12 protein-coding genes are annotated in these 15,425 nt (G+C 44.7%); 6 read left to right on the forward strand and 6 right to left on the reverse strand.

Annotated elements, in window-relative coordinates:
- Nucleotides 1-35: 35 nt before the first annotated feature.
- The 4 genes from CHX35_RS07725 to modA form a co-directional block, all read right to left on the reverse strand.
- A complete protein-coding gene (locus tag CHX35_RS07725; RefSeq protein ID WP_091836303.1) occupies nt 36-1,247 on the reverse strand; it encodes an aspartate aminotransferase family protein in 1,212 nt (403 codons plus the stop codon).
- A gap of 107 nt (nt 1,248-1,354) precedes the next feature.
- Nucleotides 1,355-2,065: a 2,3,4,5-tetrahydropyridine-2,6-dicarboxylate N-acetyltransferase gene (dapD, locus tag CHX35_RS07730; protein ID WP_091836305.1), complete on the reverse strand. Its 711-nt coding sequence runs from the start codon at nt 2,063-2,065 to the stop codon at nt 1,355-1,357.
- A 176-nt stretch (nt 2,066-2,241) separates the two neighbouring features.
- Nucleotides 2,242-2,898 carry a molybdate ABC transporter permease subunit gene (gene modB, locus CHX35_RS07735; RefSeq protein ID WP_091836307.1) on the reverse strand — a complete coding sequence of 219 codons (657 nt, stop codon included), beginning with the start codon at nt 2,896-2,898 and terminating at the stop codon, nt 2,242-2,244.
- Complete coding sequence (gene modA, locus CHX35_RS07740; protein WP_176391964.1) at nt 2,895-3,704, reverse strand: molybdate ABC transporter substrate-binding protein; 810 nt, start codon at nt 3,702-3,704, stop codon at nt 2,895-2,897. The genes modB and modA overlap by 4 nt, the downstream gene beginning before the upstream one ends.
- 255 nt (nt 3,705-3,959) lie before the next feature.
- On the opposite strand from modA, the gene CHX35_RS07745 reads away from it, so the two are divergent.
- Nucleotides 3,960-5,609 carry a peptide ABC transporter substrate-binding protein gene (locus CHX35_RS07745; protein ID WP_091836311.1) on the forward strand — a complete coding sequence of 550 codons (1,650 nt, stop codon included), beginning with the start codon at nt 3,960-3,962 and terminating at the stop codon, nt 5,607-5,609.
- Nucleotides 5,610-5,697: 88 nt separating this feature from the next.
- Here CHX35_RS07745 and CHX35_RS07750 read toward each other — a convergent pair whose 3' ends face one another.
- Complete coding sequence (locus CHX35_RS07750) at nt 5,698-6,318, reverse strand: LysE family translocator (protein ID WP_091836313.1); 621 nt, start codon at nt 6,316-6,318, stop codon at nt 5,698-5,700.
- 645 nt (nt 6,319-6,963) lie between these two features.
- Between CHX35_RS07750 and aceB the strand changes: the two genes are divergently transcribed.
- The 5 genes from aceB (at nt 6,964) to CHX35_RS07775 (ending at nt 14,477) form a co-directional block, all read left to right on the forward strand.
- Nucleotides 6,964-8,574: a malate synthase A gene (gene aceB / locus CHX35_RS07755; protein ID WP_245838697.1), complete on the forward strand. Its 1,611-nt coding sequence runs from the start codon at nt 6,964-6,966 to the stop codon at nt 8,572-8,574.
- Nucleotides 8,575-8,661: 87 nt separating this feature from the next.
- Nucleotides 8,662-9,942: an isocitrate lyase gene (gene aceA, locus CHX35_RS07760; protein WP_091836317.1), complete on the forward strand. Its 1,281-nt coding sequence runs from the start codon at nt 8,662-8,664 to the stop codon at nt 9,940-9,942.
- A 387-nt stretch (nt 9,943-10,329) separates the two neighbouring features.
- Complete coding sequence (locus CHX35_RS07770; protein WP_091836321.1) at nt 10,330-13,467, forward strand: efflux RND transporter permease subunit; 3,138 nt, start codon at nt 10,330-10,332, stop codon at nt 13,465-13,467.
- Between the two features lie 177 nt (nt 13,468-13,644).
- Nucleotides 13,645-13,758, forward strand: coding sequence for a GapA-binding peptide SR1P (locus CHX35_RS17255; RefSeq protein ID WP_140413573.1), 114 nt, complete (start codon nt 13,645-13,647; stop codon nt 13,756-13,758).
- 173 nt (nt 13,759-13,931) lie between these two features.
- On the forward strand, nt 13,932-14,477 hold the full coding sequence (locus tag CHX35_RS07775; RefSeq protein ID WP_091836322.1) for a GrpB family protein: 546 nt from the start codon (nt 13,932-13,934) through the stop codon (nt 14,475-14,477).
- 39 nt (nt 14,478-14,516) lie between these two features.
- Here the strand turns inward: CHX35_RS07775 and CHX35_RS07780 are convergent, their stop codons facing one another.
- Nucleotides 14,517-15,329 carry a MerR family transcriptional regulator gene (locus CHX35_RS07780; protein WP_091836324.1) on the reverse strand — a complete coding sequence of 271 codons (813 nt, stop codon included), beginning with the start codon at nt 15,327-15,329 and terminating at the stop codon, nt 14,517-14,519.
- Between the last annotated feature and the right edge of the window lie 96 nt (nt 15,330-15,425).

Below are 15,425 nucleotides of genomic sequence, written 5' to 3' on the forward strand. Positions count from 1 at the left end.
AGGATTTTAAGGATGGATCGGTTGAAGACAACGAATTAATCCGTTGTCGTTTGAGTAAAGAGGGCATCCAGTTCGCTAATAAATGCATCCGTTTCCTTGGTAGAAAGGGTGAGTGGAGGTAGAAGGCGTATCACCGTTTGCTGGGCGATATCAATGAGGTATCCCTTGAGCATCAATTGCTGTTGAAGCGCTGTACACGTTTGGGCGGAAAGTCCCGTGCGAATACCGATCATCATGCCTTTTCCGCTGATCGAAGTGATGACTTGGGGATGCTTCTCTTTTAAATGATGCAAGCCATTCCATAGGTGTTCAGCATGTCGTTGCCCCATTTCAATGCCTCCATCATCCAACAGCACTTCAAGAACAGCATTGCCTAGGGCGGCAGATAGCGGAGAAGGAGCAAAGGTGGTCCCATGGTCACCCGGTTGGAATACTTCAGATAGAGGGTGTCTTGCGATCATGCCTCCCAGAGGGAGTCCGCCTCCGACTCCTTTGGCAAACAAAATGAGATCGGGTTCGATTTCAGCATGTTGATATGCGAATAACTTTCCGGTTCGCCCGATTCCTGTTTGGATTTCATCCATACATAAAAGTATCCCATGCGTACGACAAAGCCTTTCCATTTCGCGAAGAGTCTCAATCGGTAAAGGTTGTACACCACCGGCTCCGAGAATCGGTTCAGCAAGGATTGCCGCCGGGCGTTCATGTTCACACCAATAACGGAGCCCATCGACATCCTCAGGATCGACTTCATAGACAGGGATATCGGGTTGGGGGAAGTCCTGATAAATATGAGCTTGTCGCGTTAGACGGACGGCTCCCAAGGTTCGACCATGAAAACTTCGTTTCATCACGATAAAGCCTCGCCGTCCCTCTCCCTGTGATTGAGACCATTTGTGGACAAGCTTGACGAGGGATTCGGTGGCTTCCGCCCCCGAGTTGGTAAAAAAGACTTTGCCAGGAATACTGTTCTCAACCAATCGCTTGGCAAGCGTGATCGCGGGTGGATTGAGGAATTTATTTGAGATATGAAGAAAGTGTTCGGCTTGTTCGTGAAGCGTCTTTAAAATTTTGGGATGGGAGTGGCCTAAAATATTGACAGCGAGTCCGCTAAATAGATCCAGATAGCTTTTCCCTTCCGTATCCACTAGCGTATTTCCCGTTGCTTTGGCAATAGCGATTGGCAAACGATGATACGTTGGTAAGAGGTATGTCTTATCCAAAGTAGCCCATTTGTCGTTCATCATGCGCCCTCCTTATTAATTCGGTAGTGGATTAATCCAAGGGATCATCGATTGAAAAAGAAGGACCGTATCGCTACGGCCCATTCTCTCTTCACCATCTTATGATTTTATTACAGCTGGCGTAATTCATGTTTAATCTCTGTTTTGGAGCGTGTTTTCTCGTCAATTTGCTTAATCACTTTAGCGGGTGTACCTGCGACAACACTATTTGCTGGCACATCATCCACTACGATGGCACCGGCGGCAACAACGGCTCCTTGATGCACGGTGACGCCTTCGAGAATGACGGCATTCGCACCGATAACCACATCGTCTTCAATGACGACTGGTTTTGCTGAAGGTGGTTCAATCACACCAGCAATGACACTCCCCGCACCGATATGGCAGTTTTTACCGATGGTACCACGTCCGCCAACGACGACGTTCATATCAATCATCGTGCCATCACCGATGACGGCACCAATGTTAATAGAGGCCCCCATCATAATGACTGCGTTTTTGCCAATTTCCACTTGCTCCCGGATCATTGCACCGGGTTCGATACGAGCCGTAATGTTTTTCATATCGAGGAGAGGGATAGCGGAGTTTCGGCGGTCATTTTCCACGACAACATCTTCAATTTGCTCTTTATGGGTATCCAACAGGGGTTGGATTACTTTCCAATCACCAAAAAGGACACCTACGTTTCCTGTAATAAAGGATTGAATTTCGCTTCCGAATTCAATTCCTGAAAGGTCTCCTTTGAGATGGACCTTTACTGGCGTTTTCTTTTCGCTTTTTTGGATGAACTCGATAATTTGATTGGCATCCATTTGTTCCATGAGTAACACCCTTTCCATTCACGATAGATAATCGTTCAGTCATTATACCCTTTCAGATTATAGCATAAAGGCGAAGATCCTCGAAAGTTAACCGTAGTCCTTTCTTGCATGATTGTACCCAGTGTCTTTAACGAATCGAATCCATTTGTTCGAGGGAGGAAGAGAAATAAGTAACCTTAGCGATAGAGAAAACGACTTATACTCAGTAATAAAAAAGAAAACCCAATCGCAAAGAGTGACCAAAGGATCGCCATTTTCGTATCCCCTGTTTCAACGGCTAGATAGATAGCAGTAGGGATGGTTTGTGTTTTGCCAGGGATATTGCCTGCGAACATCATGGTTGCACCAAATTCACCAAGAGCTCGGGCAAAGCCGAGTGACAATGCAGTGACCAAAGCGGGCCATGCTAAGGGAATGGTGACATAAATGAACACTTGGGCTTCTTTGGCTCCCATTGTGCGGGCAGCATCCTCTAGGTCGTTATCAACACGAGCGAAGCCGATTTTTAATGTCTGATAGACAAGGGGGAAGGCAACGACCATTGCCGCAAGGACAGCAGCAGGGAATGAAAAAACCAGGGGTTGATGGAAAAGATACTCAAACCCTTGACCAAATGGACTCCGTCTTCCCCCGACGATTAATAACCCTAAGCCTACCACAGAGGGAGGTAAAACCAAGGGAAGGAGAAACAGGGTTTCTACGATCACTTTGCCATGAAATGGTCGATGGGTAAGCCACCAGGCAAATCCTAGAGCGAGTATAAAAGCGAAGATGCTGGCAAGGGTTGCTACTTCCAATGAAGTAAGGATTGGCGACCAGTATGAAGGAATCATGGGGAGATCGATGCCCCTCGGATTTGAAATCCAGCTTGATGGAATACCCCCAGTGCGGTCTCTCCCTGAAGCCAATTATAAAACGCTTGGGCTTCTTTGGGGTGCTTGGTATGAGAGAGGACGCCAATTGGATAACGGATCGGTTCATGGCTCTCAGCTGGCGCGGTATCCACGATGCGAATGTTCTTTTTCTTGCGCGTGTCTGATCGATAGACAAGACCTGCATCGGCGTTGCCAGTCTGTACACTGGCAAACACTTGTCGTACATCGCCAGCATAGATCAGTTTTCCGTGGATCGAAGTAGTCAGGTGAAGGGTATCGAGGGTTTGCTTTGCATACCGACCTGCTGGCACGGTGGTAGGTTGTCCAATGATAATTTGTTTAACGGTGGGGTGCTTTAAATCAGCAAATTGATCCACCTTCGTGTTTGTCGCTGGCACGATAAGAACCAACTGATTGGAAAGCAAGGGCTTATGTAATTGTTGATGAATTAGATGGGCTTGTACAAGTTGTGACATCTCCTTCTCACCCGCAGAGAGAAAAAGATCGCCAGGTGCGCCTGCTTCGATCTGTTTTTGTAAGGCGCCTGAGGAAGCATAGGTGGGGAGGATCCTGATGTCTGGATGTTTTTTTTCATAGATGGATGCAAGTTTGCTGACCGCTTCGGTCATACTAGCAGCCGCAAGTACCGTGAGTTCAGTGGAGGAATGTGCATTGTTATGATTTCCATTTCCCATGGTGATCAGTGGGATCAATCCACCCAATAGAATAACCCATAGGAGAATGAACCGTGGGTGTGGGAGCATGGCTGCCCTCCTTATCTTCAGGATTTCAGCCATACTATACCATATCCAGTGGGGATACGGTTTTTTATCCTAAAACCTGCTCAGAATGAGAATTTCCATAATATGATGGGAAAAAATCTGATCCACCTACTCTTTTCCACAGAGTGTGCTTGCACTATAATTAAAAGGGTATTTTCTCGCTAATATTCTGTTAGCTTAAATTTTATGACTGACTGAACTTATCAACGGTTCCGTTCATCTTAAGGGGGGACGATCATGTTTAAAAAAGGAGTCGTTCTAACGGTTGTAATGGCAACGGTGACAGCTATGCTGTCAGGGTGTGGTATGGACGCCTTCGGGTGGGGTGAGAAGAAACAAGCGACGCACTCCACAGAAGAAAAGCAAGTTCTTCGCATGACCACCGATGCGGATCCACCAACATTGGATAGCTCCATGGCGATGGATGGTGATTCCTTTACGGTATTAAACAATGTGATGGAGGGCTTGATAAGGCTGGACAAGGATAACAAACCCCAGCCAGCGATGGCAGAAGCAATGCCAAAGGTGAGTCAAGATAAGAAGCTTTATACCTTTAAAATTCGCAAAGAAGCGAAGTGGAGCGATGGAAAGCCCGTGCGGGCGCAGGATTTTGTCTATGCCTGGAAAAGAGCCCTCAATCCTAGATTGAAACTCGAATCGGCAGTAATCCTTTTCCCGATTGAAAATGCTCAAGCCTATTATACAGGTCAACTTCCTGAAACAACCTTGGGCGTGAAAGCATTGGATGATCGTACCTTAGAGGTCAAGCTAACTTATCCAACGCCCTATTTCCTCAGTATGCTGGCATCGGCTGCCTACCTACCGCAACGACAAGACATTGTCGAAAAAAATGGTAGAAAATATGGTAGTGGCAAAAATACGATGGTGTACAACGGTCCATTTGTTCTTTCGAAGTGGCATCATGAACAGGGATATCAATACAAGAAGAACTCAAATTACTGGGATGCCAAGACGGTTCGTCTTGATAAAGTAAACGTCAAGATTGTAAATGACGCCGTTGATGCGATGAATGAGTACACAACAGGAAAAACAGATTTATCCCCACTTTCAGATAATCTTGTGAAAGCGTTTAAAAGTGGAAATGAATACCTTTCTGTCGACCGAGGAGCTACTTTCTTGTTGGTCTATAACAATCGCATGCAATTCTTCCAAAACGAGAAAGTACGAAAAGCGCTCAGCCTTGCCATCGATCGGGAAGAGTTGGTCAAAGGCGTATTAAAAAATGGATCACGTCCCGCCCAAGGGATGGTACCGGATGATATTGATGATGCATATGGGAAGCCATTTCGCCAAGATGCAGGAAATCTGACGAAGTTCGATGTGACAGAAGCTAAGCGAATGATGGATCAAGGGATGAGAGAGCTAGGAATTACATCCCCACCGACCTTGCAATTAAGTGTGAATGATGATGATCGTAAGAAAATTGCTTTGTTCCTACAAGAACAGTGGAAAAATAACTTAGGAATTGAAGTAAGTATCAATCCTAGGGCAGTACGTCAAAAGTTAGAGGCAGAACAACGCGGAATGTTTAACCTTTCCTTGGTGCGTTGGGTCGGTCGTTACAATGATCCGATGAGCTTCCTAGAGATTGGTCATTCCCAAAGCCGCATTAATATTGGTCGTTGGAGTAACTCCAATTTTGATCGTTTGATTGAAAAATCAAAGGTGACCACCGATCTAAAGCAACGGAATGAAGATCTGGTGAAAGCAGAAAAAATTGTGATGGATGAATCGGGTGTAGTTCCTCTATTTTATGAGTCCCAAGCCTATGTACAAAAACCCTATGTAAAACAATTGTATCGTCTGCCGATTGGTCCAGAATATACGTTAAAGTGGGCGTATATCCAAGGAAAACAACAGAAATAAGGAAATAGCTTTCCTAGCGATTTAGTGGTTAAAAACACGGAAGGTCTCCTCTAGAGGAGACCTTCCGTGTTTTTATATGCCTGCTCCATTACTTCGTTCCATTTACAAACAGTAAAGAGATGCCTAGCATCATCAAGATGGATCCTATACAGCGATCGGCTATCTTTTGGTAGGACATGATTTTCATACGAATATTCTCTTGAGAAAAAAACAGTGCAACCAACCCAAACCAAAGGAAATGGATGATGGACATAAACAACCCATAACTAACCTGGATTGCTAAAGGGGTATGTGTATTGACGGCTTGAGTGAAGGTACTGACGACAAAAAGAGTGGTTTTGGGGTTAAGTGCATTGGTTAAGAAGCCTGTTTTTAAGGAAGAGAAGGTGGAAAGGGAATCCTGTCCACCTTGGATGTGGGTGGGTAGATCTTTACGGTTGAAGAAGGCTTTTAAACCAATATAGATGAGATACAGCGCCCCCACCATTTTGATCACAGAAAACAAAATGATGGACTGGGAAATGATCAGACCAATTCCAAAGATGGTATAGAACACATGAACTTGTACTCCTAAGCTAATTCCCAAGGCTGCAACCAATCCAGACGATCTACCATACAGGTAGCTATTGCGCGTAATCATAGCAAAATCTGGGCCAGGACTAATCGTTGCCAAAATCGTGATGATCACAATGGAAAATAGTTCAGTCATGGTAGACTCCTTTGTGATAGATAACGTACTCATATCAGGCGTGTTGATTATCTATAAGTTGGATGGTGGATGTGGGAGCACAAGAGGCTTGCCATAGGCGAGGATGGTAAAAAACAATGTCCCTCTAAATTATTTGAGGACAGATTTGAAAAATTATTCAATTTCACATTATGGAAGCTTAAATAGGATACAGAATCGATAATGATAATTTGAAGCTGAGGAGTTTTAAAAATAATTAAACTTAGTATACCATTGTTTACTTTAATGAGAAGTTAATTTTAGTTCAAGAAATGGGACTGAGTGAATGACACATTGGGTGGGTAGTTTCATTCAAAACGGTTAGTGAAACACGATCATAGTAGAATAGCATCCTTTTACTTTTAGAGAAGCTGTATTAACACAGAGAGATTTTTTATGCTCACAAACGATGAAAAGGGTGGGATAAAGCAGATAAACGAGGCTTTCCTAAGCAGTAAAACAGCAGATATCACCTTATGCCTAGCGGGATATCTGACGATATCCTCTGAATTGAAAAAAAGTCTTGTCAATTCGAATTACACTGTTATATAATACATAACAACGAAGGCGTTCTGTACTTAAACAGAACGACACCAAATGACCTATTTCGAGGGAGTGAAAGCACCCGTGAGCACGCAAACACCCTCTTATCCCGCTCATGTGAATGTTAAAGGGGAAGTAACCAAGGAATTTGCTGACATCCTCACCCCTGAGGCGATGACTTTTGTTGCCGAATTGGTTCGCCGCTTTGGTGGACGCAGGGAGGAGTTACTTGAAAAGCGTAAGCAGCGACAGTTAGAGATTGATGCAGGCAAGGGACCCGATTTTCTCCCGGAAACAGCAGAAATCCGCAACAGTTCCTGGCACATTGCTGATCTCCCTTATGATCTGCAGGATCGTCGTGTGGAGATTACTGGACCCACGTCCGATCGCAAAATGGTCATTAACGCTCTAAATTCCGGAGCGAAGATTTTTATGGCCGACTTTGAAGATGCCAACTCGCCAACCTGGGCGAATAGCATCCAAGGACAAATTAATATGCGAGATGCTGTGAATCGGCAAATCGATTTTACTGCTCCCAACGGGAAGCGATATGAATTAAAAAAGACTCCGGCGGTTCTCTTGATTCGTCCGCGGGGATGGCATTTAGATGAAAAGCATGTTGAAGTGGATGGAAAGCCGGTACCAGCTGGATTGTTTGATTTTGGCCTTTATTTCTTCCATAACGCGAAGACCTTGCTCCATAAAGGTTCGGGCCCTTATTTTTACCTTCCGAAGCTGGAAAGTCACTTAGAAGCGCGTCTTTGGAACGACGTTTTCAACTTCGCCCAAGACGAATTGAAGATTGCTCGGGGGACGATCAAAGCGACGGTACTAATTGAAACGATTATGGCCTCCTTTGAAATGAACGAAATTCTCTTTGAATTGAAAGAACACTCTGCAGGACTCAACTGTGGACGTTGGGATTACATCTTTAGTTACATTAAGCGTCTTCGCAATCGTCCGGAAGTGATTATGCCAGACCGTTCCCAAGTGACGATGACAGTGCCCTTCATGAGAGCGTATACCCTTTTGGCCGTGAAAACGTGTCATAAACGGAACGCACCGTGTATTGGCGGAATGGCAGCTCAGATTCCTGTGAAGGGCGATGAGAAAGCCAATGAAGAAGCACTGAATAAGGTACGGGCGGATAAGGAGCGGGAAGCTCTGGATGGTCATGATGGAACCTGGGTAGCTCACCCGGCGCTTGTACCTGTTGCGAAAGAGATCTTTGATAAACATATGATTCACCCTAACCAAATTGACAAAAAGCGGGGCGATGTGGAAGTTACCGCTGAAGATTTGTGCCGAGTACCTGAAGGTACCATTACTGAACAGGGGCTACGTGACAACATCAGTGTTGGGATTCAATACATCGAAGCCTGGCTACGTGGATATGGTGCTGTCGGGATTAATCACCTGATGGAGGATGCAGCGACGGCGGAAATATCTCGCGCGCAGGTTTGGCAATGGATTCGCCATCCCAAAGGAATATTGGATGATGGCCGCGATGTAACCAAGGATCTATTCCTTTCCACAGTGGAGGAAGAATTAACTTCTACCAAGGATCGTCTCGGGGAAGAAACCTTTGCCAAGGGACGGTTTACGGAGGCAAAGGAGCTATTCGTAGAACTGACCTTGGCCGATGAGTTTGTTGAGTTCTTAACGCTACCAGGCTATGAGCGTCTGAGAGCCTAGTTGAAAGCGTCACTAAGAGAGCGAATCATCCAATTTTAATAAATTATTGCGCAATGAATGCGCAACATTGATAAGGAGAGAGATCAAATGACAATTCAACAAGAAGCTACACAACTACAGAAAGAGTGGGAAACGAACCCACGTTGGAAAGGGATTGAACGTGGCTACACAGCAGAAGAAGTCATCAAATTACGTGGTTCTTTCCCCATCGAATACACACTGGCAGATCGGGGAGCAAAACGCCTGTGGGATTCCCTCCATGAAGAGCATCATGTGCATGCGTTGGGTGCCTTGACGGGGAACCAAGCGGTACAACAAGTAAAAGCAGGATTAAAAGCGATCTACCTTTCTGGCTGGCAAGTTGCTGCGGATGCAAACCTCTCCGGTCAAATGTATCCTGACCAAAGTCTCTACCCTGCGAATAGCGTACCTCACGTTGTCAAACGGATTAACCAAGCACTCCAACGTGCAGACCAAATCGAACATGCTGAGGGTGGTGCCAAGCGTGATTGGTTCGCCCCGATTGTTGCCGATGCAGAAGCAGGTTTCGGTGGACCCCTCAACGTGTTTGAGCTGATGAAAGGCATGATCGAAGCAGGGGCTGCAGGTGTGCATTTTGAAGATCAGCTGGCTTCTGAGAAGAAATGTGGTCATCTTGGTGGGAAAGTATTGATCCCAACGGCTCAAGCCGTTCGTAACCTCATCTCTGCTCGCCTTGCCGCTGACGTGATGGGAACACCGACACTCTTGATCGCTCGTACGGATGCGAATGCTGCTGAACTAATCACCAGCGATATCGATGAGCGTGATCACGAATTCTTGACTGGCGAGCGGACAGCAGAAGGATTCTACCGTCAAAAATCAGGTCTTGATACCGCGATTGCACGTGGTTTGGCATATGCACCTTATGCGGATCTCATCTGGTGTGAAACTTCGACCCCGGATTTGGAAGAAGCACGCCGCTTTGCTGAAGCGATCCATGCGAAGTTCCCAGGTAAAATGCTCGCTTACAACTGCTCTCCTTCCTTCAACTGGAAGAAGAAGTTGGATGATGAGACCATTGCGAAGTTCCAACATGAGCTCGGTGAAATGGGTTACAAGTTCCAATTCGTTACGTTGGCTGGTTTCCACGCACTCAACAACAGCATGTTTGAACTGGCTCTTGGCTACAAAGATCGTGGAATGGCTGCTTACTCTGAACTTCAAGAAAAAGAATTCTCCAATGAAGTTCATGGGTACTCTGCAACTCGCCACCAACGCGAAGTAGGTACAGGTTACTTTGACTCGGTCTCCATGGCGATCACAGGCGGTACTTCTTCGACAACCGCTCTTAAAGGGTCTACCGAAGAAGAGCAATTTAGCGCATAAGAAAAGAAGATGTAAAATAAACTCCCCGATTCGGGGAGTTTATTTTGGTTAAAGGCATCGACAAAAGCCCTCTTGCTCAAGGGCGATCAAACAGGAAACTTGATGAGTCCCTCTACATATTACCCAAGACAGATAAATCTACAGGGTGCTAATGGCAATGACCATAAAGGAATCATCTTTTATTTTTTTGTGACATGTCCCTTTGGCAAGGGTTTTTTCGATATGATGGAGTTGAAAAGCTTGTCATCGATAAATTATGGCAGGGAACCCTATCAGATGGGTGAGATTCCGGCTTTCGTAGGATGATCGAATCCGCCTGAAGGCGGAGTGCTTTATGAGGCGCTTCCATTAAAGTAGAGATAGGAACAGTGCGAAAGGAGACAAGAGATGAACTTTTTGACACGATTTAGTTTGAAAAACCCAATCGCGATTGGCATATTAGCTACGTTACTCATCGTAGCAGGTGTTTTTTCCTTTCAAGAATTAAAGGTCGATATGCTTCCCGATGTGGAGTTTCCCCAGATCAGTGTGCAAGCAACGGACCCAGGTACTCCTCCTCAGGATATGGATGATCAGATTACGACTCCGTTAGAGAAGGAACTGGAGAAGTTAGAAGGAGTTCGTAAAATCAACAGTACCTCCTTTGATAGTACGGCTGTGATTAATCTGGAGTTTCCCTTCGATACGGATATGGATGATGTGGAACGACAGATCAATACCTTGATCCAAAAAGCAGACTTACCAAAAGATGCAACGACCGAGGTGAATCGATTCTCCTTTGGATCGATCCCCATCTATAACATTGCTCTTTATGGGAAAAACGGCAATGATGCAGAAAAGATCTTTAAGGATGAGATCCAACCGAAGTTAGAGAAAATCCCAGGTGTAAATGGGGTCTCTGCAGGTGGTTCGACAGAGGAAAAGGTTCAAGTTACCTTAGATCAAGAGAAGGCCATGAAAAAAGGAGTCTCTCTTAATCAAGTAAAGGATGCGATCGAAGCAAAGGGATTCTCCATGCCTGCTGGAGAAGTTACCGCGAATCAATTAAACATTCCTGTCCGTGTGGAAGAGAAAATTGAGACCCTGTCCGACTTGAAAAACCTAAAAATCGATTTATCATCGGGTGGGCAAAGTCCCAGTGGTGCACCCAGTGCAAAAAGTGGAGCCCCAGGTGGCGGTCAACTTGGGATGCCTAGCGTTGGGGCGATTACCCCTTCACCGACCTCCGTTAAATTAGATGATATTGCTGACGTGAAAGTGATAAAAGATCGGGAGGAGTATACCCGCTTTAATCAAAAGGATGCGCTTTCGGTTGCTATCACCAAAAAGCAAGATGCCAATACGGTATCGACTGCTGAACAAGTGATGAAGGTGCTCGGTGAGTACAAGGATCGTGTAACGTATGAGATTGGCTTTGAACAAGCTGAAGGGATTACCGATTCGGTCAATACGCTCATTCGGGAAGGGTTATTTGGTGCCCTATTCGCTTCCTTGGCCGTCTTACTTTTCTTACGGAATATCCGGGCGACCATCATCGCGATCATATCCATTCCCTTGTCCCTGCTCATGTCTGCCATCTTCCTTAACCAACAGGGTATTACCCTAAACATCATGACATTAGGAGGAATGGCAGTTGCTGTAGGGCGTGTGGTAGATGACTCCATTGTGGTCATCGAAAATATATTCCGGCGCATCAGACAAAGAGATGGGGAAGCCGATCGCACGGAAATTGTGGCACAGTCGACTCGCGAGGTATTAAAGGCGATCGTCTCGTCCACTCTGACAACAGCCGTTGTTTTCCTTCCATTAGGTTTCGTGGGGGGAATTACCGGTGAGTTCTTCCAACCCTTTGCCTTGACAGTGGTCGCTGCATTACTCGCTTCATTGTTAGTGGCAGTCACCATCGTGCCGATCTTAGGTCGTTTCTCCTTCACCAAGGTGAAAGAGGAGAAAAAAGAGACCTGGCTGCAGAAGAATTATGCAAAGGTCATACGTACTTCCTTGGATCATAAGGGCTGGGTAATCGCTCTTTCTATCCTGATCTTAGTAGGAACGATGGCCTTGATTCCAAGCCTCGGCTTTACTTTCTTACCGGACGAGACACAGAAAACGGTGATCGGAAAGGTAGAATTACCAGCAGCAACTGACCTTGAAAAAACCAATAACGTCTCCTTGGATATTGAAAAGGCGTTAGCAAAACAGAATAGCATTGAGGCGGTCTCAACGGGTGTCGGTAGCCAAGATTTCCAAACGGGACTGGATAGGAAAAACCAAGCTAATTACTTTATCACCCTCAAAGAGGATGCGGATGTCAATCACGAGATCAAGGTATTGGAAAAAGAAATGAACCGCATTGTTCATAGCGAATCACCAAAGGGGATTGTCTCGCTGCAGGAATTGCAATCAGGTGGTCCTCCAACCAATACGAATGTGGATATTGATCTTTACTCCAATGATACGGACAAATTGCAAACAGCTGCTGCGGATGTAGAAAAATTGATGAATGACCGCGATGATATGAAAAATGTGACCAACAACTTGCAAGATAAGCAGCGGCAATGGGTAGTTCAGATCGATTCGAAAAAAGCCTCCGATGCCGGAGTTTCTGGCGCGACAGTGATGGGACTCATTTCTGACCGAACACACCCCATTACTATCGAGGATATGAAGCTTTCCGGGAAAGAGCGTGACGTAAAATTAACCTATGATAAAACCCCAAACACGCGCTCTGATTTGGCTAACATTGAAGTTCCAAGTAAAAGTGGGATGATCAAGCTATCCAAAATTGCTAACGTAGAAGCCGTTGATCGCGTGACTGCAATTCAAAAATTGGATGGCAATGTATATGCCCGTGTAACAGGGCAAGTGGAAGGGAAGAACGTCCAACAAGCATCCCAAAATGTAATCAGTGATATAAAAAGGAAGGTAGACCTACCCAAGGGAGTCTCACTCGATGCAGGAAGTGGAAGTGAGGAGACGACCGATACGTTTAAAGACTTGGGGCTAGCCATGTTGGTGGCGATCGGTCTTGTCTACTTAACGATGCTGGTTACCTTTGGGAAAGCACGGATTCCCTTTATCATTCTATCCTCCCTCATTTTTGTGCCAGTAGGAGGCATTCTTGGCCTTTATTTGACGGGGGAACCGCTCTCCATTAGTGCCATGATTGGTGTCTTGATGCTGATCGGTATTGTGACGACAAATGCCATCGTGATGGTGGATCGTGTGGGACAAAACCAAGCCCGAGGGATGACCATTCATGAATCCTTGATGGAAGCTGGGAAAACCCGTCTCCGCCCGATTCTGATGACGGCGTTTGCTACGATTGCTGCATTGATCCCACTCGCCTTGAGTACATCGACAGGCACTTTAATCTCCAAGGGCCTTGCCGTAGTGGTGATCGGTGGGCTAACCACCTCTACGCTCTTAACGCTGATTATTATCCCTGTTATGTACGAGCTCTTCTTTGCGAAACAGGTGAAGAAGGAGAAGGGAATAGGAAGTAAGAAAGAACGTACGGTGTAATGAAGAAGTGATGTTATAAAAAGGGAATCCCTTAAGGGATTCCCTTTTTATATGGGTCATTGGCGAAGGGAATGGGTATCCATATTTGCCCATTAGTCAGCCCATTGACATTAATCGTATAACACATTAAAATAAATAACACATACTAATGGAAACGCTTACAGGGAGGGTGGACCGATGGAGGTTCTGGTTTGCAAGACCTGTGATGAAGTGATTGACTATCTTGATTCGGATAAAGCAGGAACCCTATACGGATGTTGTCAGTGTGATTGCGAGAAGAAAGAAAAGTAAAGAAAAGCGGGATGACGTAATGCTCCCGTTTATGGATAAGAAGCATCTAAAAGCACCTACCGTGATCTAAGTCGGTTGGTGTTTTTTCGTACTTTCGAATTACAATAACGATGAAAGATTAAGTTACAATGAAAAAGAGATGAATGATAAAGGTACATAAGGGAGCGAGTGCGATGCGTAATGTGCAAGTGGTGGAGGACGATTTTAAATGGGAGGGACGCTTTCAAAAGGAGCGTGATCGACTTCAAGACGCCTTTGGTTCCGAATGGATAGCGGGTCACCATATTGGGAGCACAGCGGTTCCTAGGTTAGCCGCTAAACCCATACTGGATATCTTGATTGTAGTGCGAGACATTGAACGGGTGGACGCTCTTGTCGAAAAGATAGAGGCACTTGGTTATCAATCCTGGGGGGAATACGGAATTCCAGGACGGAGGTATTTTAATAAAGGAGGAGATAGACGGACGCATCATCTGCATGTGTTTGCCCAGGGGCATCCAGATATCAAGCGCCATCTCGCTTTCCGCGATTTTTTAATCCATCATCCTACAGAAGCTGAACAGTATGGAGAGTTGAAGAAGGAGCTAGCAAAGCGTTTTCCCACAGACATCGGTGCCTATATGGATGGTAAGGATGGATTAATCAAAGAATTGGAGAAGAAAGCACTTGAGTGGTGGGGATTGATGGATAACAAATCACACTATTTTAGCAATCGTTAAATGTGTGTTCGTATCAATAACCACAATACTTGTTGGATTTTATTTTTTCTTAACTGGAATTTGTATCTCTGTAACGAAATGATGTGGATTTTTTTCATTTTCATGATGTTTAATACCGTAACCTCTTGTATAACCAATGAGTTCAAAATTATTTTGTTCTATCCATTCCGCAATCGCAGTCATTGCAGGCATAATGTTTTCGTAAGCGCCAGTGTATTTAATAGTTGCTGCGCATGGTATTTCCGGTAATTCTTTATAAGCAAACCTGTTCTGGTCTTCACGCATTTCTTCTACAGGAACAGCAACTTCAATTTCAACATCACTCTCTTTATGTTCATCATCATAATATATTGAATAGATGCCGTTATCTTTTGTTTTGACATTATGTTCGGAGCAAAAAGAATTTAGTTGTTTCCACAGTTCGTCCTCTTTGCTGTAACTGGTGATAATATCCTTTAATGATAATACATTAATTGATGGTAACTTCTTTAATTCGACTAAATATTTCATGTTATCCTCTTTCAGTTCATTAAGAGCCTTAGTTAGTCGATCATGTTTGAGGTGTTCAACATCAATGTTATCTCTAACTTGCTTTAATTTCGAATTAAGGACAGATTGTAAAAATACATTATTATCATATTTATCAATGATTTCAATCATCTCATTAACAGAAAAGCCCATATCACGAAGCTTGACAATACGATTTAACAAAGGGATTTGAAATGCACTATAGAGACGATATCCTGAATATCGGTCAATTTCCGCAGGGCAAAAAAGCCCCAATTTATCATAGTGTCTTAGCATTCGTGTAGATACCCTTGTCAACTTTGAAAATTCACCTATTCTAAACACAATGATTACCACCTTTCTAAAATCTCTATTATTTGAGATGGGAATATCAATCAGGTGGAGATTCTACTCCACCTGATTGCCTGAAGGTTAAGCCTT

The sequence above is a fragment of the Marininema halotolerans genome (assembly GCF_900116235.1).
Classification (GTDB): Bacteria; Bacillota; Bacilli; order Thermoactinomycetales; family DSM-45169; genus Marininema; species Marininema halotolerans.

Coding starts and splice junctions, on each gene's coding strand:
- CHX35_RS07725 (WP_091836303.1), bottom strand. CDS start 1,247: ATGATGAACGACAAATGGGCTACTTTGGATAAGACATACCTCTTACCA.
- dapD (WP_091836305.1), bottom strand. CDS start 2,065: ATGGAACAAATGGATGCCAATCAAATTATCGAGTTCATCCAAAAAAGC.
- modB (WP_091836307.1), bottom strand. CDS start 2,898: ATGATTCCTTCATACTGGTCGCCAATCCTTACTTCATTGGAAGTAGCA.
- modA (WP_176391964.1), bottom strand. CDS start 3,704: ATGCTCCCACACCCACGGTTCATTCTCCTATGGGTTATTCTATTGGGT.
- CHX35_RS07745 (WP_091836311.1), top strand. CDS start 3,960: ATGTTTAAAAAAGGAGTCGTTCTAACGGTTGTAATGGCAACGGTGACA.
- CHX35_RS07750 (WP_091836313.1), bottom strand. CDS start 6,318: ATGACTGAACTATTTTCCATTGTGATCATCACGATTTTGGCAACGATT.
- aceA (WP_091836317.1), top strand. CDS start 8,662: ATGACAATTCAACAAGAAGCTACACAACTACAGAAAGAGTGGGAAACG.
- CHX35_RS07770 (WP_091836321.1), top strand. CDS start 10,330: ATGAACTTTTTGACACGATTTAGTTTGAAAAACCCAATCGCGATTGGC.
- CHX35_RS17255 (WP_140413573.1), top strand. CDS start 13,645: ATGGAGGTTCTGGTTTGCAAGACCTGTGATGAAGTGATTGACTATCTT.
- CHX35_RS07775 (WP_091836322.1), top strand. CDS start 13,932: ATGCGTAATGTGCAAGTGGTGGAGGACGATTTTAAATGGGAGGGACGC.